The organism is Pseudomonas sp. PDM17 (assembly GCF_014851985.1).
Classification (GTDB): domain Bacteria; phylum Pseudomonadota; class Gammaproteobacteria; order Pseudomonadales; family Pseudomonadaceae; genus Pseudomonas.
In genome coordinates this window covers 18,494-41,703 of the sequence record NZ_JACVAT010000009.1, presented here as the reverse complement: position 1 = coordinate 41,703, position 23,210 = coordinate 18,494, and the positions used below count along the sequence as shown (strand labels likewise).

The window sequence follows — 23,210 nt, the reverse complement described above, 5'->3', positions numbered from 1 at the left end:
ATGGCCGCCTGGATCCGCGATATTTCCCTCAAGTACAAATTCTGGGCCGTCAACGCGGTCGCCTTCGTCACCACCTTGCTGCTGGTCATGTTCGCCATGCACCAGGAACTCGACGGGCGCAACCAGCAGGCACGCCAGGGTGCCGAAGCCCAGGCCCAGTTGCTGAAGAACTGGCCGGCGGGCTCGGCATTGCCGGCTTCGCCGAACCTCGTCAGCTTCGCCAGCGGCAGCGCGCCACAGATCGCCGGTATCGACGGTTCCGCCCTCGCCCGCACCAGCGGCTGGGTTGACCTGCAGGGCGCGCAGACCCGCGATGGCGCCCTGGCAGGTGCCTACGTGCAGGACATCGGCAACGGCCAGCGCGTCGCCGTGCTTGCCCCCGGCGCCGACTTCTGGAGCGTCTTCGAGGACCGCGCCCTGCCCTTCGCCGGCGCCGTGCTGGTGCTGATGCTGGCCCTGCTGGCCGCCTCGCAGTTGCTGATCCGCTTCATCCTCACCCACCTGCTGACCCTGCGCGACGTGATGCTCCACGTGGAGAAGAGCGGCGACCTGTCCGCTCGCGTGCCGCTGGAAAGCCGCGACGAAGTCGGCCAGATGGCAACCGCCTTCAACGCCATGCAGGCCGGCTACCAGCGCGTGGTCGGCACCGTCGCCCAGGCCGCCGGGCGCCTCGACGAAGGCGCGCGCAGCCTCGCCAGCAGCATGGGCCAGGTGCGCCAGGGCATGCTCGGCCAGCAGAGCGAGACCGACCAGGCGGCCACCGCCATCAACGAGATGTCCACCACCGTCCACCACATCGCCCAGCACGCCGCCGACACCCGCGACCAGTCGCAGGAAGCCGACCGCCTCGCCGGCAACGGCCAGCAGGTTGTCGGTCGGGTCGGCCAGTCCATCGCTGGCTTGTCCCAGGGCGTGCAGCAGACCGCCGAGATGATCCAGCAACTGGCCCAGGACAGCCACAAGATCAGCAGCGTAGTCAGCGTCATCCACGGCATCGCCGAGCAGACCAACCTGCTCGCCCTCAACGCCGCCATCGAGGCCGCCCGCGCCGGCGAGATGGGTCGTGGCTTCGCCGTGGTCGCCGATGAAGTGCGCAACCTTGCCAAGCGCGTGCAGGACTCCACCGACGAGATCACCCAGATGATCAACGCGCTGCAGTCCGGTACCCGCGACGCCGTGGAGTTCATGCAGGAAAGCTCGATCAAGGCCGACGGCTGCGTCGCGGAGGCCCGCGAGGCCGGCGAAGCACTGGCGGCCATCGCCTCGGCCGTGGCGCTGATGCGCGAGAGCAACACCCAGATCGCCGTGGCCGCCGAGCAACAGAGCCAGGTGGCCGAGGAAATGACCCGTTCGGTCGTGGGCATCCGCGACGTCACCGAACACACCGTGCAGCAGACCGTCGATTCTGCCGGCACCAGCCACCAGCTGGCGGACCTCGCCGGCGAGCTCAGCCGCGCCATCCGCCAGCTGCGCCTGTAATCCCTATCGCCCGCATAGTCTGCGCCCATTGGCGCCGGCTCCGGGGCAACACCTAGACTGCTGACATTCCGCCCGCCTGCGCTCAGGCGGGCTTCTCAGTCTCGGGAGCAGCACCATGGGCAAACGTCACCCCAACCTCCTCGCCTGGCAGTGGCAGGGCTACGCCGCCAACCACCGCAACCCGACCAACCTCGCGCTGCACATCATCGCCGTGCCGCTGTTCATCCTCGGCGCCCTGACGCTGCTCAACGGGCTGTTCAGCCTGAGCCTGTCGGCGATCCTGCTGGGGGTGATCGGCATGGTCGCCTCGCTGGCCATCCAGGGCCGAGGGCACAAGCTCGAGGAACAGGCGCCCGAGCCCTTCAGCGACCGCAAGGACGCCGTCGGTCGGCTGCTGGTCGAGCAATTCGTCACCTTCCCGCGCTTCGTCCTGAGCGGCAAATGGTGGCGTGCCTGGCGAAATCGTAACGGCTGAGCCGGCCATCACATCAGGGCGCGGCATTTCGGCCATTCAAGTCCCTGGCAGGTTCGCCGATATAATCGTCGAGATTTCGTCACGAGCTGTTGAGATGTCGGCTTTTCGTCATTTTATTGGCATTCTGGCCTGCCTGTTTATTGTCATGCCCGCGTACTCAGCCCCGGAACCGGCGGCCGAGCGCACCGTGCTGACCATTGCAGTGAAGGACCAGCCGCAGCTCTTGCGCCATTACAGTCTGCGCGACCTCGAAGCGCTGCCGCAGACCGAGCGGCGCTCCATGCTCCCTGACGAATCCCACGTCTATGGCTGGCAGGGCGTGCGCCTGAGCACCCTGCTCGCCGATTTCGACCGCACCGATTCCCAGCGCCTGCGGGTCGAGGCGCTGAACGACTATTCCGCGCTGATTCCGCTGAGCGACCTCGACGCCTTCGACCCCATCCTCGCCTACCGCCGCGATGGCCAGGCCATCGGCATCGCCGAGCGCGGCCCGCTGTTCGTCATCTACCCGATGCTCGATCACCCGGAGTTGCGGACCCAGGTCTACTTCAACCGCACCGTCTGGCAGGTAAGCCGCATTACCCTGGAGTGATCGCCGTGCCCCCGCAGCCTCCCAGGCGGCGCCATCGCCGCCTGACCGTCATCATTCTCAGCGGCCTGATCGCCGCGCTGACCGCCGGTGCCGGTGCGGCGCTGCTGATGGTGCACCAGCACGTCCGCCAGCTGGCCCATCCCGACGCCCACAGTGAACTGTGGCAGGCCTACCAGCTGCGCGCTGAGCTGGAACGCTCGCTGAACACTGCCCGCCAGCTCCTCGCTGGCAAGAGCGACAGCGATGCCCTGGCAACCCGCATCGAGGTGCTCGCCAGCCTCCTGCCGCCACTGCGCACCACGCCCGTCTACCGTTACCTGGTGGAGCCGCGTCCGGAAGTGCAGGCGACGCTGGAGACGATCCAGCAGCTGAGCGACGCCTGGCTTCAGCGTGCCCCCTGGGGCCAGCCGGCGGCGGCGAAGGTGCTGGCCGGCGAGATGCTGCGCGAACTGCCCCCGCTGCTCGAACCCACCCATGAACTGGTGGTGGTCACCAACATCGCCCTGACCAACTACATGGACGCCGAACGCCTTGATCTGCAGCGCGCCTTCAACCTGCTGGCCTGGGTGCTCTTCGGCCTCGGCCTGTGCAGCGTGCTGCTGGCTCTGCGAGTGATCGCCAACTCGCGGCGCAAGCTGCAGCTCACCCAGCGCCTGCACGACCTCAACCAGTCGCTCGAGCAACGCGTCGAACAACGCACCCAGGAGCTGAGCGAACGCAAGGCACTGCTGCGCTACATCCTCGACACCAGCCCCAGCGACGTGGCGCTGCTCAGTGACGAAGACTCCCGAGCCCATTACGTCAGCCCGCGCCTGTTGCAGCGCACCGGCATCCGCCCGCACGAGCCCTTCACCCTGCACCGCCTGTTCGATGACCCGGACGAGGAAGCGCGCTTCCGCCAGTCGCTGGCCGACAATGGCCAGTTGGACAGCTGGGAAACCCGTCTGGCGGGCAACCCCGCTTACTGGGCGATCGTCTGGGCGCGCAAGATGGAAGTGGACGGCCGCCCCGCCTCGCTGGTGTGGAGCTTCGACATCAACCAGCGCAAAGCCATGGAGCAGGAGCTGCGCCTGCTGGCCACCACTGACCCGCTGACCGGCCTGCAGAACCGCCACGCCTTCGTCAAACGCGGCGTCGCCCTGCTCAAGAGCGCGCAGCGCTACGACCGCCAGTGCGCGGCGCTGATGCTGGACATCGACTTCTTCAAGCCGATCAACGACAGCCACGGCCATGCCTTCGGGGATGCGGTGCTGCAGGCCGTAGCCAGGGAGCTCACCCAGGGGCTGCGCGAAGTCGACCTGCTCGGCCGCCTGGGCGGCGAGGAGTTTGCCGCGATCCTTCCGGAAACCGACCTGCAGCAGGCGCTGCAAGTCGCCGAGCGGGTGCGCAACAGCGTGCAGGCGCTGTCCTTCACCAGCGAAGACGGCAACCGCGTGCGCCTGACCCTGAGCATCGGCGTGGCCGAGCGACGCGAAGGCGAACTGCGCCTGGAAGACCTGCTCGCCCGCGCGGACCGCGCCCTGTACCGGGCCAAGGCCGGCGGGCGCAATCGTACGGAGACCTCGCCCGGTCGCTAGCCGCCAGGCTTCTAGCCGAAGATGGTCACCGTCTGCCTGCCGATTGCCAGGAGCTGGCCGTCCGCCGACCAGGTCTGCGCCGCAATATGGCCGTAGCCGTCACGGGCATGCTCGATGGTTGCCAGGTACTGGCACCAGCCATTGGCCGGCATCGACGGCAGCGGCTGGACGAACTCCACGGTCCAGGTCAGCGAACTGGAGGGCGCAGGCGATTTCAGGTGCGGCAGGTTGGCCGGCGGCCAGGCGTCGATCAGCGCCAGCAGGTGGCTGATCTCCATCGGCTCGTCGCCCACGTCATCACCACGGAAACGCATCCAGCCACCCATCTCGCGCTCGCGACTGGCCGAGAACGGCATGTGCCCGACGGCCCAGCGCATGGCGATATTCTGGGTGAAGGCCGGCATGATCTTGCGGATGTAGGGCAGCTCCTGGCAGTCCTCGATGGCCTTGAACGCCGGCGGCGGCAGGCCCTCCATCTGCACGCTGGATTCGCGCGCCACGCCGAAGCTGCCCTGAGCCAGCAGCACGACCTGGCCGTTCTGCACGGCGCGGCAGAACACCTGGCTGACCGACTTTCCCTCGCGCAGGACTTCGGCCTCGAAGCTCACTGGCACTTCCACCTCGATGGGGCCGACGAAGGTGATCGCCAGCGAACGCACCGGCCGCCCGGCCTCGGCCACCGACGCCATGGCCTCGTAGGCCAGCGCCGCCACCAGGCCGCCGAAACTGGCGCGGCCCTGGGCCCAGGCGGCGGGGATGACGATGGACAACGGCGCAGTACGCACCGCCCGGAGCATTTCGCTGAAGGACATGATCGGACTTCCCTGAAGCTTCTGGAGAATGGCAACTGGTTGCGATCTTAGGGGTACCGGCGGCACCGGCAAACCATCCAAAGCCTTGTCCCTTGCAGAAAATGCCCGATCATCAACGGCCTCTATGCAGAGCCTTCTCCAGGGCCTCCAGGCTCTCGTCGGCGAGACGCTCGGCGAGGTCATGGCGGGCGTTCCAGTGCGGTTGCAGCGGCATCAGGTCCAGCTCGCGCTCGCTGCGGATCAGCCACTGCTCGTAGTCATGCCAGTCGCCCAGTGCCGATTGCGCCTCCTTCAGCGGCGCCAGCAGGCGTTGCGGCACGGCGGACTCCTCGGGATAGGCCTCCAGCGAATAGCGCACCCGCTTGATCAGCAGGCGCAGGCGATGACGGTCGTGGGCCGGGTCTTTCAGGGCATCGCGCAGCTTCTGCCACTCCCGGGCCAGGCGTTTTTCCACCTTGTGGTGCAGCCCCTTGAGCACGCCGTGGCGCTCGGACGTGCGCCACAGCTGTGGCCAGCCGTCCAGGCGCATCAGCAGACGCTCCCACTGCGGGCTGGCAAGCAGCGTGGCGTAGCCGGAGATCAACGCCGGCCGGCGCAGCGCGGCGGCACGCTCATAGCCCTCGGCCTCCAGCACCGGCAGCAACACTTCGAGGTCGCGCAGCGGGCCGCTGAGCCGGCCCATGTCGCCCAGTGCCTGCTCCAGCTCGTCGATACCGGGCATGCCGCGCACCGGGTGCAGCAGGCTGCGCAACCGGCGTACGGCGATGCGCAGGTCGTGCAGCGCTTCCGGATCGGATTCGGCCTTCAGGCGGGAAGACGCGGAGAACAGCGCAACCTCCTGCTCGATCAGATGGCTTACCAGGTAATCGCAGAAGGAGGTCACGGCAGGCTCCACTCAGAGGATGAAATATCAGGTTAGCCCCGGCCGACGCAGCGGCAAGGGGCGCAATGTCACGTTCCTTTTCCGCGCGACGGCCGCAGGCGCCAAGGCAGCTCTCGGCGCAGGCGCGCCAGGTGCCCACGGAGCTCGGCTGGAGACGCAGCCGCACCGCCGTAACGCTGTTTCTCGAAGGCATCCAGATAGTCGCGGATCGCCTGCGCGTGGGCCGGCAAGACCTTGATGGCGCGACGACAGAAATCCCGCGCGCCCTCTCCCGGCTCGCGGCGCATGCCCAGCGGCGCGAGTATCCGCTCGAAGCGCTGGAAGCTGCGCAACTGGACATCGGCGGTGCGCTGCCAGGGCTTGAACAGCACCAGCGCCAGCAGGCCCAGCAACAGCGCGCCACCGCCGATCAGCAGGGCGCCGATCCATTGCCGGTCGAGCCCGCCGAACCAGCGCTTGAGCATGTCGCCCTGCTGCTCGGACTGGTAGCCCAGCACCCAGCGCTGCCAGCCGTAGTTGGCGTCTTCCCAGGCCATGCGCAGCTGATTGAGCAGCGCAAAGTTGCGATAGCGCAGCGGCGAAAACGGATCGGACTCCAGGAAGCTGCCTTCCTGGCCCAGGGCCGCTTCCAACCCCTGCTCGATGCGTTCGGGAGCCACGGCCCCCGTCGGATCGACCCGCGTCCAGCCCCGGCCACGCTGCCAGTACTCCACCCATGCGTGGGCGTCGAACTGACGTATCGCCAGGTAATTGCCGGAGCTGCTGGCCTCGCCGCCCTGATAGCCGGTGACCACGCGAGCCGGAATACCAGCTGCGCGCAGGACGAAGGTCATGGCGCCGGCGTAGTGCTCGCAGAAGCCGGCGCGGGTGTCGAACAGAAAGCCGTCGATGCGCTCCGAGCCGGCATCCGGCGGCCGGAGTGTGTAGCGGAAGGGTTGCTCGCGGAAGCTCCTCAGCATCGCCTGCACCAGCTCTGCCGGCTGCGGGTAGCGTTCGCGCAGTTGTTGCGCCCAGGCGCGAGCCTGGGGATTACCGCCCTGCGGCAGGCTGAGGTTGATCCGTTGCGCGCGGGCGGCATCATCGGGCTCCAGCAAAGCTTCAGGCCAGGAGGTGGCACGGTACATCAGCCCCTGGCGCACCGGCAGGCGCCGTTCCAGGTGGAAGTCGCTCATCATTCGCGCATCGTTCAGGCTGGTCTGCCCCGCATCCAGAGCGAACAGCCAGGGCCGGCCGTTGGGCTCCATGATCACCTGGTACTGCAACGGAGTGCCCCGCTGCTGCCATTGCGGCGGACGATCGCCCCGCTGGAATGCGGTGCTCCAGCGCAGGCCATCGAAGCGTTCCAGGGTCAAGGCACGCCAGTACAGCAGCGAGCGCGGCGGCGGCTGGCCATCGAAACTCACGCGGAAAGCCAACGCGGAAGACTGGCTCAGTTCCACCATGTCACCTGGCGCCATGCTGTCGCTCAGCCCGGTCATGGCCTTGTCGCCCGGCAGCGGCAGCGACCACAGCGGCCCCATGCGCGGGAACAGCAAGAACAACAGCAACATCAGGGGCAGCGCCTGCAGCAGCAGGCCGCCGGCCAGACGCAGGGTCGGCATAGGGCGTGCGGCGAAGCTGCTCTGCTGCAGGCCGATGGCCGCTGCCAGCAGGGCCAACACCGGCAGCAGGCTGAAGGCGGCGGCGATGATGTCGTCCTGGAACAGGTAGCTGGTGGTCACTGCGAAGAAACCCAGCAGGATCAGCACCCAGGCGTCGCGGCGGGTCTTGAGCTCCATCAGCTTGATCACGAAGGCCGCGATCAGCAGTACCACACCGGCGTCCAGCCCGATCAGAGAGCCGCTGGAAAACCAAACGCCCAGCCCCGCCGCTGCCACCAGCGCCAGCTTGGCGATGCCGCTGGGATAGCTGGCACGCATGCGGAATACCTGGATACGCCAGGCCGCACAACCCAACCACAGCGCGACGATCCACAGCGGCAAGTGTTCAAGGTGCGGAATGATTACCACCGCCTGGGCCACCAGCAGCCAGGTCAGGGCAACCCGTGGAATCGGCTGGACGGAAGCGGCGGTCGCGCGGCTCATCGCTTCGTACCATGCAGCGCCAGGGCGCGCAGGCAGGCATCGCGATGGGCATCATCCAGGCCAACCGCCAGTTGCGCATCCGGCAAGCGCAAGCCGAAGGGCTGCTGGCGCAGCGACAGCTGCAGAACCCAGAAGCACAGGCGTGAAAGGCGCCCCTCGGTGTCCCCGCCCAGGCTGTTGAACTCCAGCCAGACATTGCGTCCGGCCAGCGCGGAGAAGTCCTTTACCAGCAGACCCTGGCCGCGCGAGTAGGCCTTCCAGTGCAGGCGCCGGCGCGAGTCGCCCGGCTGGTAGGGCCGCAGTCCCTGGAAATCATCGACACCACGCCCCGTGGGACGCACGCCCTCTTCGTCATTCTCTGCCGGCCCGCCTTCGAGCGGCAGGTCGCCGGGCTGCGGATGCGGGTAGACCAGCACCGACTGGTCCAGGTCCACCCAGCTCCAGGCCACCAGCAGCCCCAGCGGGAAACGGCTTTCCACGCGCAGGCGACCGGGGCGCAGCCAGCCCCGTCGTTGCGCTGTCATCGTGAGCAGCACTTCTTCGGCATGGTCTGCCGCGACATCGGCGAACTGCATGCGCTCGGCCTCCCAGCCCAGGCCTATGGCCTGCCGGGCGCGCCCTTCGCCTTCCAGGCGCACGCGGAAGGCAGCCTGTTCGCCGACGAACACCGGCTGCGCGCCGAGCGCCGTCAGACGCAGGCCGCCCAGGTTCCGGTAGGTGTGCAGGATGGCGACGATGAACAGCGAGAGCAGCAGGAAGGTCAGACCGTAGGCCAGGCTGTTCTGGTAATTGATCGCCGTGAGCAACATCAGCGCCAGGGCGACGCCAAAGGCCATCCCTTGCCGGGAGGGAATGATGAAGATGCGCCGCTGATTGAGCTGCAACGACGATGACGGTGGTATGCGCCTGGCTATCCAGCTCTGCCACAGCGGTCTGACCCTGACGAGCATGGCAAGCCCCTCAGAGCGCCGGAACTTCGCGCAGCAACCACTGCACCAGCGCGCCGCCGCCATGGCCGGCCGGGTCGGCCTGGTCACGCAGGCGGTGGCCGGCCACCGACGGCAGCACAACCTGCACATCCTCGGGAATCACATAGTCGCGCCCTGCCAGCAGCGCCCAGGCACGGGCCGCCGCCAGCAACGCCAGGCTACCGCGCGGCGACAGGCCGAGGGCGAAGGCCGGCTGGGTACGCGTGGCCTCCACCAGGCGCAGCACGTAATCCACCAGGGCATCGCTGGCACGCACCTCCAGCACCTCGCCCTGCAGCGCTTGCAGCTCCTGCGGGTCGAGCATCGGTTCCAGGCGTGGCAGCAGGTCGCGGCGCGCCTCGCCCAGCAGCAGCGCCTTCTCGGCGGCGCGACCGGGGTAACCCAGAGACAGGCGCATGAGGAAGCGGTCAAGCTGGGACTCGGGCAGCGCGAAGGTGCCGCCCTGGGTCACCGGGTTCTGCGTGGCGATGACGAAGAACGGCTCGGGCAGCGGACGGGTCGCACCCTCGATGGTCACCTGGCCCTCCTCCATGGCCTCGAGCAGCGCGCTCTGGCTCTTGGGCGTGGCGCGGTTGATCTCGTCGGCCAGCACCAGCTCGGAGAAGATCGGGCCGGCGTGGAAGACGAACTGCCCGCTGTCCTTGTCGAACACCGAGGTGCCCAGCACGTCACCGGGCAGCAGGTCGGAGGTGAACTGGATGCGCTGGAAGCTCAGCCCCAGCACCCGCGCCAAGGCATGGCTCAAGGTGGTCTTGCCCATGCCGGGCAGGTCTTCGATGAGCAGGTGACCGCGGGCCAGCAGGCAGGTCAGTGCCAGTCTCACCTGCACTTCCTTGCCGAGCAGTACCTGATCGACTGCCTTCAGACAATTCTCCAGCTTGGCGTGCATCCTTACCCTCTCTTCCCCGGAAAACTCCGATCCTACTGATCCAGGACAGAGCATCAAAGGCTTCGACACATTTAGTCCGCAATCTGTGATGCAGAGCTGTGATCCAGAGCGCCTAGCGTCCCAGCAGGCGCTCCGCCAGCCAACTCGCGGCAGGCCCCAGCCGACGTTGCCGCGACCAGATCACGTCCACCGCCACCCGGCGCGGCCAGCCAGCGACCTTCAGCTCCTGCATACGCCCACTGGCGAAACGTCCTACCATCCAGCTGGGCAATTCGATCCAGCCAAAGCCCAGTACCGCCATGTCCAGCAACAGCAGGTAGTTTGGCGCGCTCCAGCAGCGGCCGCCGAGCATCGGTGCGGCGTCATCCAGGTAGGTGTTCAGGCGCAGCGCCCGGTAGGCCAGCAGATCCTCGCGCTCTACCTGTGCATGGCCGGCCAGCGGATGGTCGCGGCTGACGAAGAGGCCGAACTCGGCCTGCTCGCTCAGGGTCGCCGAGCTGACGTCCGGCGGGTAATCCTTCTGCGCCGCCAGCAAGCCAAGGCTGGCGCGCCCCTGGACGACCAGGTCGAGTACGTCGCTGTCCTCGGCGATCAGCCATTCGAACTCCAGATCCGGATAACGCGCATCGATCTCCGCCAGCCGGGCTTCGAATTCGGCCGACTGGTAAGTGTCCGACATCGCCAGGGTCACTCGCGACTCCAGTCCGCCGACCAGCTGATGCGCGAGCTGGCCGAGACGGTCATTGGCCATCAGCACTTCCTCCACCCGTCCGAGCAGCGCGTGGCCGGCCTCGGTCAGCTGCGGCTGGCGACTGCTGCGGTCGAACAGGGTCAGGCCGAGGTCGATCTCCAGGCGGGCGATGGCCTCGCTGACGGTGGACTGGCTCTTGCCCAGCTTGCGCGCGGCGGCGCTGAACGAGCCCAGGCAGGCGGCCTCGGCGAAGGCCTGCAGGGATTCGGGGGAATATTGCATGGTGGCAGCCTCTTCCATCGGTTAAGCCGATGGTATCCAACTTAGATCCAGCCGGTCGACCGATGATAATGGCGCCGGACCGACGGAGTCGGCCTTCTCGTGAATTGAGAGCTTGATGCCTGGAGATACCCCATGACTCCCACTAAAACCCTGAAAGAGCGGATGTTCCACGCCGGCCTTTTCGAATTGCTGGCGGTCGTCATCTGCGCGCCGACCCTGGCCTGGCTGATGGACAAACCGCTGGGCCACATGGGCGCCATGACCCTGATGTTCTCGGCCATCGCCACCGTGTGGAATATGCTGTTCAACGCCGCCTTCGACCGCGCGCAGAACCGCATGGGCTTCAGCCGTACCCTGTCGGTGCGTGTGCTGCATGCCTCGCTGTTCGAACTGGGCCTGATCATCCTGCTGGTGCCGCTGGCCGCCTGGTGGCTGTCGGTGAGCCTGCTGGAGGCATTCATCCTCGACATCGGCCTGGTGCTGTTCTTCCTGCCCTACGCGCTGGTGTTCAACTGGGTGTATGACGTACTGCGCGAGCGCTGGGTTGGTCGGGAACCCGTAGCGCAAGCGCACTGACTTCAAGTCCGCCGCTCAATGTAGGGCGCATAACGCCTCCGGCGTTATCCGCCATCGCGGCGGATAACCCGTTCCGGGTTATGCGCCCTACAAAGAGCCGAAACAAAAAAGCCCGCATCACTGCGGGCTTTTTCATGTCCGAAGAAAGCTTCAGGCCAGGCTGGCAGCGATCTCGGCCAGGGCCCTGGCCGGGTCGGCGGCCTGGCTGATCGGGCGGCCGATCACCAGGTAGTCGGAGCCGTTGTCCAGCGCCTGGCGCGGGGTGAGGATGCGACGCTGGTCGTCCTGGGCGCTGCCGGCCGGGCGGATGCCGGGGGTGACCAGTTGCAGCGCCGGGTGCGCGGCCTTCAGCGCGGGCGCCTCCTGGGCGGAGCACACCAGGCCGTCCATGCCGGCCTTCTGCGCCAACGCAGCCAGGCGCAGCACCTGCTCCTGGGGCTCGACGTCCAGGCCGATGCCGGCCAGGTCCTCGCGCTCCATGCTGGTCAGCACGGTCACGCCGATCAGCAGCGGCGACGGGCCATTGAAGGCATCCAGGGTTTCGCGGCAGGCGCTCATCATGCGCAGGCCGCCGGAGCAATGCACGTTGACCATCCACACGCCCATCTCGGCGGCGGCGCGCACGGCCATCGCGGTGGTGTTGGGGATGTCGTGGAATTTCAGGTCGAGGAAGACTTCGAAACCGCGGCTGTTCAGGGTCTCGACGATACCGGCGGCGCAGCTGGTGAACAGCTCCTTGCCCACCTTCACCCGGCACAGTTTCGGGTCCAGCTGGTCGGCCAGCGCCAGCGCGGCTTCGCGGGTGGGGAAATCCAGGGCGACGATGATCGGGGTCTGGCAGGCGGACATGGGCTCTCTCGCGGGTATCGAAAAAATCGGCGCGCATTGTCGCAGAAACGCGCCGACTTCCGTAGCCCGCCCGGCAGGAATGCTGCGTCGCCGACGGCGATCAGGCACTCAGCCGCTCGCGCAGGCGGCCGAGCATGCCCAGCAGGCTGCCGACCTTCTCCCGCTCGCGCTCCTCGCGCGGCACCTCGGCGATGCGCGCGACCTTCTGCTCGGGCTGCGCGCGCCACAGCAGCGCCTGCTCGGCGGCGGCCTTCAGGCCCTTCTCGAACAGCCCGCGGCGGATCGGCTTGGGCAGGTAGCGGAATATCTGCGCCTGATTGATCAGCGCCAGCAGGTCCTGGGTGTCGCGGAACGGTGTGACAACGATGCTCAGCAGGCGCGGGTGAGCCTGGGCCAGGGACTTGAGCAACGGTGCGGTGTCTTCCCCGGCAAGCTTCAGGTCGCTGACGAGAATGTCGATCGGCTCGCTGTTCAGCCGCACGATGGCCTCGGCCAGGTTGCGCGCGCGGTGCAGCCGGTGAGTGCCGGCGCTGCAGAATTCGCCGACGCAGGCCAGGGTTTCGGGATCCTCATCCAGCAGCAGTACGTTGAGCGGCGCGACCACGCGGCTGATGGCCTTGGTGTCGATGGGCTCGGCCGGCGCCTGGCGCTGGGCGATTTCCGCAGCCTGGCGCAGGGTGAAGGCCATTTCCTGCGGGTCCCAGGGCTTGGTCAGGTAGCGGAAGATGCCGCCGCTGTTGAGCGCATCCACCGCCGCATCGAGGTCGGAATAACCGGTCAGCAGGATGCGCAGGGTGTCCGGAGCGATCTCCTGGGCCCGGGCCAGCAGCTCGGCGCCGGTCATCTGCGGCATGCGCTGGTCGCTGACGAGGATGTCGATGCGCTCTTCGCGCAGGCGCTGCAGGGCCTTGTGCGGATCGGTCTCCACCCGCACGTCGTAGTGACGGCGAAACTGCATCGCGAGGCTGCGCAGGATGCGTTCCTCGTCGTCGACGAAGAGGATGCGGACAGGCTGCTGGCTCATGTTCAGGCGCTCCGTTTCAGTTCGCTGGCCTGCTGGATCGGCAGGCTGATGAGGAATCGCGTGCCGCGTCCGGGTTCGGACGCCACGCGGATACGGCCGCCGTGGTCCTGGACGATCTTGTAGCTGATCGACAGGCCCAGGCCCGTGCCCTGCCCCACCGGCTTGGTGGTGAAGAAGGGATCGAAGATGCGCGCGCGCACCTCCTCGTTCATGCCCTTGCCGTTGTCCTGCACCGAGAGGTGCACCTGGGTTTCGTCCGCCCAGGATTTCACCTGGATCAGGCCGAATTTCTCCATGGCCTGGGCGGCGTTGGTCAGCAGGTTGAGCAGCACCTGGTTGATCTGGCTGGCGGCGCAGGCGATCTTGGGCAGCGCGCCCAGCTGGGTGGCGACCTCGGCCTTTTCCTTGATGCTGTTGCGCGCGATCAGCAACGCGCTGCGCACGCAGTCGTTGAGGTCGACTTCCTCGCTGCGGGCGCGGTCCAGGCGAGCAAAATCCTTCAGGCCGCCGACCAGCTCGCCGATCTGCGCAAGGCCGAAATCGGTGTCACCGAACAGCTGGTCGAGATCCCCCACCAACTGTTCCAGCGCCGCCTCGTCACGAGCCTGCTCGAAGGCGGCACGGGCGCGGGCCAGTTGCTCGGGCTCGCAGGCCGCATCGTCCAGGCACTCATTGAGCAGTGTTTGCGCCTCGGTCAGGCCGAGCAGCGGGATCAGCAGCTCGCGCAGCAGCGCGACGTTGTTCTTCACGTAGCCCAGCGGGGTGTTCAGCTCATGGGCGACGCCGGCGACCATCTGCCCGAGGGAGGCCATCTTCTCCGACTGCACCAGTTGCGCCTGGGATTCGCGAAGGTCCTGCAGGGTCCTGTTGAGCACGCGGTTGCGCTGGGCGACGCGCTGCTCCATGGCCTTGAGCAGGTCAAGCACCGTGCCGAGGCCGAGGTAGCGGCCCTGCTCGTCGATCAGCACGAAGTCCTCGGTGATCGGGTAGCGCAGTTGCGCGGTGACCTGCTGCGAGGCCTCTTCGAGGCTCAGGTCGGCGCGCACCTTCAGCGGCTGCGCGTTCATCACGTCGCTGGCGGGGCGGCGCCCCCAGAGGTCGCGGCCGAAACGCTGCATGAAGATGTCCTGCAGGCCGTTGCGGCTGACCAGCCCCAGCGGCATTCCAGCGGCATCCACCACCGGCAGCGAAAGGAAGGAACGGTGCTCCGCGTCGAGGAAGCGCTCAGCCACGTCGCTGATGCTCAGTTCCGGGGCCAAGGGCGCTACCTGGCGCAACAACTCATGCAGGGCGCGGGTGGTCATTGGCGAATCTCCGGTCGCTGGGATGGGCGCCAGTAGAGCAGCGGCAGATTGCCATCCTGTGACAGCCGTCGCGCGGCCAGGAAGCTTCACGGCGCAGTCATCTCACTGCAACAAGCGCCGCTGCAGCGCACCCGAACGGGACGCGCGAAACGTCGTCGCACCGCTTCGAAGCAGGCGAACAGGTGGCGAATGTTCACGAAACGACGCGATCTGGCGGTTTGCGACCGGGCTCCGGGGAATGGCACGGCCACTGCACGACTGCACGGGTCGTGTCTTTCATCCTCTGTCCTGGAGACTTCGCATGAGCACGCAACTCAAACCCACCCTGGGCACCCTGCACCTGTGGGGCATCGCCGTGGGCCTGGTGATTTCCGGTGAGTATTTCGGCTGGAGCTATGGCTGGGGCGTGGCCGGCACCCTCGGCTTCCTGGTCACTACCCTGCTGGTGGCGGCCATGTACACCTGCTTCATCTTCAGTTTCACCGAGCTGACCACCGCCATTCCCCACGCCGGCGGACCCTTCGCCTACAGCCGCCGCGCCTTCGGCGAGAAAGGCGGACTGGTGGCCGGGCTCGCCACGCTGATCGAGTTCGTCTTCGCCCCGCCGGCCATCGCCATGGCCATCGGCGCCTACCTCAACGTGCAGTTCCCGTCCCTCGATCCGAAGCACGCGGCTGTCGGCGCGTACCTGATCTTCATGACCCTGAACATCCTGGGCGTCAGCATCGCCGCCACCTTCGAGCTGATCGTCACGATCCTCGCAGTGGCCGAGTTGCTGGTGTTCATGGGCGTGGTGGCGCCGGGTTTCAGCTTCAGCAACTTCGTGCTCAATGGCTGGGCCGGTTCCGACAGCTTCGGCGGCGCGGCCATCGGCGGGATCTTTGCGGCGATCCCCTTCGCCATCTGGTTCTTCCTCGCCATCGAGGGCGCGGCGATGGCCGCCGAGGAAGCCAAGGACCCGAAACGCACCATTCCCAAGGCGTACGTCAGCGGCATCCTGACCCTGGTGGTGCTGGCCCTCGGGGTGATGCTGTTCGCCGGCGGCGCGGGCGACTGGAAGGCCCTCTCGGGGATCAACGACCCGCTGCCGCAAGCCATGAAGATGGTGGTCGGCGAGAACTCCGGCTGGCTGCACATGCTGGTGTGGATCGGCCTGTTCGGCCTGGTCGCCAGCTTCCACGGCATCATCCTGGGCTACTCGCGGCAGTTCTTCGCGCTGGCCCGCGCCGGCTACCTGCCGCGCGGTCTGGCCAAGCTGTCGCGCTTCCAGACGCCGCACCGGGCGATCATCGCCGGCGGCCTGGTGGGCATCGCGGCGATCTACAGCGATGGCCTGATCGCCCTGCAGGGCATGAGCCTGACCGCGGCGATGATCACCATGAGCGTGTTCGGCGCCATCGTCATGTACATCATGAGCATGCTCAGCCTGTTCAAGCTGCGCCGCAGCGAACCGGACCTCGAACGCAGCTTCCGCGCGCCGGGATTCCCCGTGGTGCCGGGCATCGCCCTGGCGCTGGCCGTGCTGTGCCTGGTGGCGATGGTCTGGTTCAACCTGCAGATCGCCGGGATATTCCTGGCCTTCATGGCAGCCGGCTTCGTCTACTTCCAGCTCACCGCCGCCCATCGCGCCAGCGCCCCGGCGGACGCTATGCTGACGGGAGCCTGACAGCCACCCACTGTGCGCCGGCTTTCGCGGCCGGCGCGCAGCCACCGGGACGTTCGCATGCCCTACCAGACCACCGTCGGTAGCCTGACCTACCGCTTTGCCGACCTGAAGACCCTGCTTGCCAAGGCCAGCCCGGCGCGCTCCGGCGATGCCCTGGCGGGCCTGGCTGCCGACAGCTACGAAGAGCGCATGGCGGCGAAGATCGCCCTGGCCGACGTGCCGCTCCAGCGCTTCCTCGACGAGGCGCTGATCCCCTACGAAGCCGACGAAGTCACCCGGCTGATCATCGACAGCCACGACACCACCGCTTTCGCACCGATCCGCCATCTCAACGTCGGCGACTTCCGCGACTGGCTGCTGCTGGACAGCACCGACAGCGCCACGCTGACTGCCGCCGCCAGAGGCATCACCCCGGAGATGGCCGCCGCAGTGAGCAAACTGATGCGTAACCAGGACCTGATCCTGGTGGCGAAGAAGTGCCGCGTGGTCACGCGCTTTCGCAACACCATCGGGCTGCCCGGCCACCTCTCGGTGCGCCTGCAGCCCAACCACCCCACGGACGACCTGCGCGGCATTGCCGCGAGCCTGCTCGATGGCCTGCTGTACGGCGCCGGCGATGCAGTGGTGGGCATCAACCCGGCGAGCGATTCGCCAGCCACGCTGATGCAGTTGTGGCGGATGATGGATGAACTGCGCCAGCGCTTCGAGATTCCCCTGCAAAGCTGCGTGCTCACCCACGTCACCTCGCAGATCCAGGCCATCGAGGCCGGCGCGCCGATCGACCTGGTGTTCCAGTCCATCGCCGGCACGCAGAAGACCAACGAGAGCTTCGGCATCGACCTCGCCCTGCTGCGCGAAGCCCAAGCAGCGGCGTTGTCACTCAACCGCGGCACGCTGGGCGACAACGTCATGTACTTCGAAACGGGTCAGGGCAGCGCCCTCTCCGCGGGCGGCCACCACGGTGTCGACCAGCAGACCTGTGAAGCCCGCGCCTACGCCGTGGCCCGCGAGTTCCGCCCGTTGCTGACCAACACCGTGGTCGGCTTCATCGGCCCGGAGTATCTCTACGACGGCAAGCAGATCATCCGCGCCGGGCTGGAGGATCACTTCTGCGCCAAGCTGCTGGGCGTGCCCATGGGTTGCGACGTCTGCTACACCAACCACGCCGAAGCCGACCAGGACGACATGGACAACCTGCTGACCCTGCTGGGCACGGCGGGCATCACCTTCATCATGGGCATCCCCGGCGCCGACGACATCATGCTCAATTACCAGAGCACCTCCTTCCACGACGCCCTCTACCTGCGCAGTACCCTGGGCCTGAAGCGCGCGCCGGAATTCGACGCCTGGCTGGCGAAGATGGCGATCACCGAAGCCTCGGGCCAGTTGCGCCCGATCAGCCGTGGCCACGCTCTGCTGCGGGCCTTCTGAGGAGCTGGAAACATGGACCTGATCCAGAACGACCCCTGGGACGAGCTGCGTGCGCACACTTGCGCGCGCATCGCGCTGGGCCGCGTCGGCTCCAGCCTGCCGACCCGCGAGGTGCTGAAGTTCGGTCTGGCCCACGCCCAGGCCCGCGATGCGGTGCACCATCCGCTGGACTTCGAGGCACTGCAGCAGGCGCTGGCCCACGAGGGCTTTCGCGTCCTGCGCGCGCGCAGCGAGGCGCCGGACCGCCAGACCTACCTGCTGCGCCCGGACCTGGGCCGCGCCCTGCACCCGGACAGCCAGTGGCAGCTCAAGGGCGAGAAGCTCGCCGCGGAGCTGGTCATCGTGATCGCCGACGGCCTCTCCTCCTTCGCTGTCCAGCAACACGCGCTGCCGCTGCTGAGCGCCCTGCGCGAGCGCTTCGCCACCGATTGGCAGCACACGCCAGTGGTGCTTGCCGAGCAGGGCCGCGTGGCCATTGGCGACGGCATCGGCGAGGCGCTGGGAGCGAAGCTCGCGCTGGTGCTGATCGGCGAACGCCCCGGTCTCAGCTCGCCGGACAGCCTCGGCCTCTACCTCACCTGGCAGCCGCGCGTGGGGCGCATGGACAGCGAGCGCAACTGCATTTCCAACGTGCGCCCACAGGGTCTGCCCCATGAGCTGGCGGCGCACAAGATCGCCCACCTGCTGCAACAGGCGCTGCGCCTGCGGGTGAGTGGCGTACGGCTCAAGGACGATAGCGACCTGCCCGAAGCAATCCATCGGAACCGGCCCGCGCCTGACAAGGTCTGAATCACAGCGTATCGTGACGCTCTACTACCACTGTCGGAGACGGGACCATGCCCTGGTATGCCTGGTTGATCATCGCCCTAGCCCTGGGCTCCATCGTCGGCGCGCTGATGATGTTGCGCGACACCGCGAAGAAGCTCCCGCTCACCGAGGAACAGCTCAAGCGCATCCACGAGCGCAACGCCGAGATGGATGCCAAGGAAGCCGACGACAAGCGGTGAAAATCGCCTAACTGACTGACGCTTCAGTCAAAAACTGGCCATAGCCATGGCCAGCAGCAGTCGAAATTGCCTAGACTGCGCCTCCTTGTTGGAGGAAAGAATGCTCAGGAAACTCCTGCCGCTGCTGCCAATCGTGTTGTTGCTCTGCGGATTCGCGCTGGGTTTCGTCCAGCCGGTGGGGTTGCTGATCGGCGCCGTTTACGTCGCCTGGACCCTCTACGGCGAGCATCGCCTGCCGCGCCTGCTCTGGTGGCTGGTGTGCCTCGTGCTCAGTATCGCCCTGGCCGCGCACCTGCTGCCGGGCACTACCTCCTGGACCCTCTGGCCGGTGCGCCAGCTCAGCCCGGACGCTCCCGTCTACGCCTTGCACCTGTCCTGGGACAAGGCGCTGGTGGGCGCGACCCTGCTGGCCTGGTGGCTGCGCCGCGACCCGGTACCGACGGAGAAGCGCTCTCCGGACTTCGCCGCCATCGTCATCGTCACCACGCTGTTCGCCGTGCCGCTGGTAGCCGTCGCTGGTGGCCTGGTGGTGTGGAATCCGAAATGGCCGCCCGGCTTCTGGCTGTGGATGCTGGTCAACGTCTGCGTGATCTCGCTGACGGAGGAAGCCTTCTTCCGCGGCCTGCTGCAGACTGAGCTGGTGCGCCGCTTCGGCGCCGTCGCCGGGGTCGCGGCCGCCAGCGTGCTGTTCGGCATGGTGCACTGGCCGATCAACCCGCTGTTCGCGGTGGTCGCCGGCGTCGCCGGCCTGGGCTACGGCCTGGCCTTCCACTTCAGCGGCCGCCTGGCGGTGCCGGTGCTGCTGCATGCGGCGGTGAACTGCCTGCATCTGCTGCTGTTCAGCTATCCGTTGCGGATCCTCTGATCGAATCGGCGCCGCCGGTAGGCAATCGCGGACGAAGTCCGCTCCTACCGAACCTGACACATGCGTAGGAGCGGACTCCGTCCGCGATCGATTTCGCCCAACGCAGAACTCACTCGCGCATCACCAGCAGCAACGCCTGCTCGGCCAGCTCGTCGAGGGTCAGGCTGCCTTCGGGGCGGAACCAGGTGATGGACCAGGACAGCGCCCCGGTCAGGAAGCGCCGCAGGATGAACGGATCGCCCTGGCTGAAACCGGCCAGGCGCGCCTCTTCCAGCACCTCCAGCCACATCTGCTCGTAGATGTCGCGCAGGCTGAGGATGTAGGCCTGGCCCTCTTCCGATAGCGAGCGCCATTCATAGACCAGCACCGCCATCGCCTCGCCGGTGCCGCCGGTGATCGACTGCAGCTCGCAGCGGATCAGCGCCAGCAGGCGTTCGCGCAGGGTCGTGGCGTCGGCCAGGGCGGCACGCATCAGGGCGGTGTTGTAGAGGATGGTTTCCTCCATCACCGAGCGGAGGATTTCGTCCTTGCTCTTGAAGTGATGGAAGATGCTGCCGGACTGGATGCCCACGGCGCCGGCCAGGTCGCGCACCGTGGTGCGTTCGTAGCCCTTGCTGCGGAACAGGTGCGCGGCCGTGTGCAACAGCTTGCCGCGGGCGCTCTCCGGGTCGGTGATCTGCCCGGTCTTGACCAGCTCCAGCATGACTTCGCGGGCTTTGCGGTCATCCACGCTGTTCTCTCCCCATGAGGCCCATCGGCCGATCTGCTCAGGGCGATTCATCGAAACGCCCTGCAAGTGCTTGTGTTGTCTGACGAAATGTAAGCCCCCGGAGCCCAACCAAGCAAGCGCTTGGCCATCCATTGGTTGGGGTTGTAGCACTTTCGGGGCTTTTCAACCAAGCGCTTGCTTGGTAATGTCGATCCATCACTCAGCGTCACGGGCAGAACAATGACTAGAACCGTACGTATCGGCTGCGCCTCCGCCTTCTGGGGCGACACCTCCACTGCCGCTGCCCAACTGGTGCGCGGCGCGGACATGGATTACCTGGTATTCGACTACCTCGCCGAGATCACCATGTCGATCATGGCCGGCGCCCGCCTGAAAAATCCCGAGGCAGGCTATGCCACCGACTTCGTCGAAGTGATGACACCCCTGCTGGGTGACATCGCGGCGAAACAGGTGCGCGTGATCAGCAACGCTGGCGGGGTGAACCCCTCGGCCTGCGCCAGCGCCCTCGCCGCCGCCTGCGAGAAGGCTGGCGTGGCGCTGAAGATCGCCGTGGTGCACGGCGACAACCTGCAGCCGCGCCTGGGCGAACTGGCCAAGGCCGGCATCCGCGAGATGTTCTCGGGCGCACCGATGCCGCCGATGTGCGTCTCGGTCAACGCCTACCTCGGCGCCCCCGGCATCGTCGAAGCGCTGAAGGCCGGCGCCGATATCGTCATCACCGGCCGCGTGGTGGACAGCGCAGTGGTCAGCGCCGCCCTGGTACACGAATTCGGCTGGGCCTGGAACGACTACGACAAACTGGCCCAGGCCGCGCTGGCCGGGCACATCATCGAGTGCGGCGCGCAGTGCACCGGTGGCAACTTCACTGACTGGGAAAGCGTGCCGGACTACGAGCACATCGGCTTCCCGCTCGTCGAAGTGCAGGCCAGCGGCGACTTCGTGGTGACCAAGCCGCAGGGCACCGGCGGGCTGGTGACGCCGCTGTCGGTGGGCGAGCAGATGCTCTACGAGATCGGCGACCCGCGCGCCTACCTGCTCCCTGATGTGGTCTGCGATTTCACCCAGGTCGAACTCACCCAGGTGGGCGACAACCGCGTGGCCGTCAGCGGCGCGCGCGGCCTGCCGCCGACCGGGCAATACAAGGTCAGCGCCACCTATCCGGACGGTTTCCGCTGCACCGCCAGCTGTCTGATCGCCGGCATCGACGCGGTGAAGAAGGCTGAGCGGGTCAGCCAGGCGATCATCGCCAAGACCGAGGAAATCCTCATGGAACGCGGCTGGGGGCCGTACCGTGAGGTCAGCGTGGAGTTGCTCGGCAGCGAAGCCACCTACGGCCCGCACGGGCGCCGCAGCGACAACCGCGAGATCGTGGTGAAGCTCGCCGTGCGCCACAGCCGCAAGGAAGCGCTGGTGCTGTTCTCCCGCGAGATCGCCCAGGCCGCCACCGGCATGGCGCCGGGCCTGACCGGCATCGTCGGCGGTCGCCCGACCGTGTACCCGGTGATCCGCCTGTTCTCCTTCCTGATCGACAAGGACCGCTGCGAGCTGGCCGTGGACATCGACGGTGAGCGCCACGGCGCCGCCCTGCCCGCCCTTGACGCCTTCGACCCGGCCGCGCTGGCCGACGATGTTCCGGTACCGGCCGCCAAGGGCCCGGCCCAGGCCAGCGTGCCGCTGGTGAAGCTGGCCGTGGCGCGCTCCGGTGACAAGGGCAACCACAGCAACATCGGCGTCATGGCCCGCAAGGCCGAATACCTGCCGTGGATCGCCGAGGCGCTGAGCGAAGGCGCCGTGGCCGAATGGATGCAGCACGTGCTCGACCCGCAGCTGGGTCGCGTCAGCCGCTGGCACCTGCCGGGCAGCCATAGCCTGAACTTTCTGCTGGAAAACGCCCTGGGCGGCGGCGGCGTCGCCAGCCTGCGCATCGACCCGCAGGGCAAGGCCTTCGCCCAGCAGTTGCTGGAATTCCCGGTGGCGGTGCCGCAACACATCGCCGACGAACTGAACGCACGCTGATGAAATGAACGTAGGGCGCATGACGCCACCGGCGTTATCCGCCATTCACAAACGGCGGATGAAGCGTGCCGCTTCATTCGCCCTACGGGATACCTCGGAGTCAGAACCACAATGAGCTACGACTCGATCTTCAAAGCCGGCCTGTTCGACGGCCAGACCATCATCGTCACCGGCGGCGGCAGCGGCATCGGCCGCTGCACCGCCCACGAGCTGGCGGCCCTCGGCGCCCACGTGGTGCTGGTCGGGCGCAAGGCGGAAAAACTGGAGAAGACCGCCGGCGAAATCATCGAGGACGGCGGCAGCGCCAGCTGGCACAGCTGCGACATCCGCGACGAAGACGCGGTGAAGGCGCTGGTGGCGCAGGTCATCACCGAGCGCGGGCCGATCCATCACCTGGTCAACAACGCCGGCGGCCAGTACCCCGCACCGCTGGCCTCGATCAACCTGAAGGGCTTCGAGGCGGTGGTGCGCACCAATCTGGTGGGCGGCTTCCTGATGGCCCGCGAAGTGTTCAACCAGAGCCTGAGCAAGACTGGCGGCAGCATCGTCAACATGCTCGCCGACATGTGGGGCGGCATGCCCGGCATGGGCCACTCCGGCGCCGCCCGCGCCGGCATGGAGAACTTCACCAAGACCGCTGCCATCGAGTGGGGCCATGCCGGGGTGCGGGTCAACGCCGTGGCGCCCGGCTGGGTCGCTTCCAGCGGCATGGACACCTACGAAGGCGCATTCAAGGCAGTGATCCCGACCCTGCGCGAGCATGTGCCGCTCAAGCGCATCGGCACCGAGTCGGAAGTCTCCGCCGCCATCGTCTTCCTGCTCTCCCCCGGCGCCGCCTTCATCAGCGGCAACACCATCCGTATCGACGGCGCCGCCAGCCAGGGCAGCCGCGCCTTCCCGCTGGTGAAGGGCAAGCCGGGGCAGAGCCGTTCCTACAATGGCTTCCACCGTGCCTACCTGCCGGACGTCCTCAAGGATCAGGAGTAAGC

Annotated in this window: 22 protein-coding genes; 12 read left to right on the top strand and 10 right to left on the bottom strand. The window is 67.2% G+C overall.

Features of this window, described 5'->3' with window-relative positions; translation table 11 throughout:
• The 4 genes from IB256_RS26505 (at window position 1) to IB256_RS26490 (ending at window position 4,123) form a co-directional block, all read left to right on the top strand.
• On the top strand, window positions 1-1,479 hold the full coding sequence (locus IB256_RS26505) for a methyl-accepting chemotaxis protein (protein ID WP_192404671.1): 1,479 nt from the start codon (window positions 1-3) through the stop codon (window positions 1,477-1,479).
• A gap of 115 nt (window positions 1,480-1,594) precedes the next feature.
• Entirely contained in the window at window positions 1,595-1,954 is a 360-nt protein-coding gene (locus IB256_RS26500) for an Mpo1-like protein (RefSeq protein ID WP_192295042.1), read from the top strand.
• Window positions 1,955-2,099: 145 nt separating this feature from the next.
• Window positions 2,100-2,546, top strand: coding sequence for a molybdopterin-dependent oxidoreductase (locus IB256_RS26495; protein WP_225601975.1), 447 nt, complete (start codon window positions 2,100-2,102; stop codon window positions 2,544-2,546).
• Window positions 2,546-4,123 (top strand): diguanylate cyclase, encoded by a 1,578-nt coding sequence (locus IB256_RS26490; RefSeq protein WP_412547975.1) that lies wholly within the window; start codon window positions 2,546-2,548, stop codon window positions 4,121-4,123. Before IB256_RS26495 ends, IB256_RS26490 begins: the two co-directional genes overlap by 1 nt.
• 11 nt (window positions 4,124-4,134) lie before the next feature.
• Here the strand turns inward: IB256_RS26490 and IB256_RS26485 are convergent, their stop codons facing one another.
• The 6 genes from IB256_RS26485 to IB256_RS26460 form a co-directional block, all read right to left on the bottom strand.
• Window positions 4,135-4,935, bottom strand: coding sequence for an acyl-CoA thioesterase (locus tag IB256_RS26485; RefSeq protein ID WP_081518660.1), 801 nt, complete (start codon window positions 4,933-4,935; stop codon window positions 4,135-4,137).
• A gap of 112 nt (window positions 4,936-5,047) precedes the next feature.
• Entirely contained in the window at window positions 5,048-5,818 is a 771-nt protein-coding gene (locus IB256_RS26480; RefSeq protein ID WP_192295044.1) for a CHAD domain-containing protein, read from the bottom strand.
• 68 nt (window positions 5,819-5,886) lie between these two features.
• Window positions 5,887-7,902, bottom strand: coding sequence for a DUF3488 and DUF4129 domain-containing transglutaminase family protein (locus IB256_RS26475; protein WP_192404669.1), 2,016 nt, complete (start codon window positions 7,900-7,902; stop codon window positions 5,887-5,889).
• Window positions 7,899-8,852, bottom strand: coding sequence for a DUF58 domain-containing protein (locus tag IB256_RS26470; protein ID WP_192295046.1), 954 nt, complete (start codon window positions 8,850-8,852; stop codon window positions 7,899-7,901). Before IB256_RS26470 ends, IB256_RS26475 begins: the two co-directional genes overlap by 4 nt.
• 10 nt (window positions 8,853-8,862) lie before the next feature.
• Complete coding sequence (locus tag IB256_RS26465; protein ID WP_192295047.1) at window positions 8,863-9,780, bottom strand: AAA family ATPase; 918 nt, start codon at window positions 9,778-9,780, stop codon at window positions 8,863-8,865.
• A gap of 112 nt (window positions 9,781-9,892) precedes the next feature.
• Window positions 9,893-10,753 carry a LysR family transcriptional regulator gene (locus IB256_RS26460; RefSeq protein ID WP_192295048.1) on the bottom strand — a complete coding sequence of 287 codons (861 nt, stop codon included), beginning with the start codon at window positions 10,751-10,753 and terminating at the stop codon, window positions 9,893-9,895.
• Between the two features lie 132 nt (window positions 10,754-10,885).
• Between IB256_RS26460 and IB256_RS26455 the strand changes: the two genes are divergently transcribed.
• Window positions 10,886-11,329: a multidrug/biocide efflux PACE transporter gene (locus tag IB256_RS26455; protein WP_192404668.1), complete on the top strand. Its 444-nt coding sequence runs from the start codon at window positions 10,886-10,888 to the stop codon at window positions 11,327-11,329.
• 150 nt (window positions 11,330-11,479) lie between these two features.
• Here IB256_RS26455 and pyrF read toward each other — a convergent pair whose 3' ends face one another.
• The 3 genes from pyrF to IB256_RS26440 form a co-directional block, all read right to left on the bottom strand.
• Window positions 11,480-12,178 carry an orotidine-5'-phosphate decarboxylase gene (pyrF, locus tag IB256_RS26450; protein WP_192295050.1) on the bottom strand — a complete coding sequence of 233 codons (699 nt, stop codon included), beginning with the start codon at window positions 12,176-12,178 and terminating at the stop codon, window positions 11,480-11,482.
• 100 nt (window positions 12,179-12,278) lie between these two features.
• Window positions 12,279-13,202, bottom strand: a complete 924-nt coding sequence (locus tag IB256_RS26445; protein WP_192295051.1) for a response regulator — start codon at window positions 13,200-13,202, stop codon at window positions 12,279-12,281.
• Between the two features lie 2 nt (window positions 13,203-13,204).
• Window positions 13,205-14,506 carry a sensor histidine kinase gene (locus tag IB256_RS26440; protein WP_192404667.1) on the bottom strand — a complete coding sequence of 434 codons (1,302 nt, stop codon included), beginning with the start codon at window positions 14,504-14,506 and terminating at the stop codon, window positions 13,205-13,207.
• A gap of 301 nt (window positions 14,507-14,807) precedes the next feature.
• Between IB256_RS26440 and eat the strand changes: the two genes are divergently transcribed.
• The 5 genes from eat to IB256_RS26415 all read left to right on the top strand — a co-directional run bounded on the left by eat (window position 14,808) and on the right by IB256_RS26415 (window position 19,475).
• A complete protein-coding gene (eat, locus tag IB256_RS26435; protein ID WP_192404666.1) occupies window positions 14,808-16,172 on the top strand; it encodes an ethanolamine permease in 1,365 nt (454 codons plus the stop codon).
• Between the two features lie 57 nt (window positions 16,173-16,229).
• On the top strand, window positions 16,230-17,603 hold the full coding sequence (locus IB256_RS26430) for an ethanolamine ammonia-lyase subunit EutB (RefSeq protein ID WP_192295054.1): 1,374 nt from the start codon (window positions 16,230-16,232) through the stop codon (window positions 17,601-17,603).
• Between the two features lie 12 nt (window positions 17,604-17,615).
• Window positions 17,616-18,392 (top strand): ethanolamine ammonia-lyase subunit EutC, encoded by a 777-nt coding sequence (gene eutC / locus IB256_RS26425; protein ID WP_192404665.1) that lies wholly within the window; start codon window positions 17,616-17,618, stop codon window positions 18,390-18,392.
• 47 nt (window positions 18,393-18,439) lie between these two features.
• Complete coding sequence (locus IB256_RS26420; protein ID WP_081518671.1) at window positions 18,440-18,610, top strand: DUF2897 family protein; 171 nt, start codon at window positions 18,440-18,442, stop codon at window positions 18,608-18,610.
• Between the two features lie 100 nt (window positions 18,611-18,710).
• Window positions 18,711-19,475, top strand: a complete 765-nt coding sequence (locus tag IB256_RS26415; protein ID WP_192404664.1) for a CPBP family intramembrane glutamic endopeptidase — start codon at window positions 18,711-18,713, stop codon at window positions 19,473-19,475.
• A 109-nt stretch (window positions 19,476-19,584) separates the two neighbouring features.
• Here IB256_RS26415 and IB256_RS26410 read toward each other — a convergent pair whose 3' ends face one another.
• Window positions 19,585-20,205: a TetR/AcrR family transcriptional regulator gene (locus IB256_RS26410; RefSeq protein ID WP_179955978.1), complete on the bottom strand. Its 621-nt coding sequence runs from the start codon at window positions 20,203-20,205 to the stop codon at window positions 19,585-19,587.
• Window positions 20,206-20,424: 219 nt separating this feature from the next.
• Between IB256_RS26410 and IB256_RS26405 the strand changes: the two genes are divergently transcribed.
• Window positions 20,425-22,221: an acyclic terpene utilization AtuA family protein gene (locus IB256_RS26405; RefSeq protein ID WP_192295057.1), complete on the top strand. Its 1,797-nt coding sequence runs from the start codon at window positions 20,425-20,427 to the stop codon at window positions 22,219-22,221.
• A gap of 111 nt (window positions 22,222-22,332) precedes the next feature.
• Window positions 22,333-23,208: an SDR family oxidoreductase gene (locus IB256_RS26400; RefSeq protein WP_192295058.1), complete on the top strand. Its 876-nt coding sequence runs from the start codon at window positions 22,333-22,335 to the stop codon at window positions 23,206-23,208.
• The last annotated feature ends 2 nt before the right edge of the window (window positions 23,209-23,210 follow it).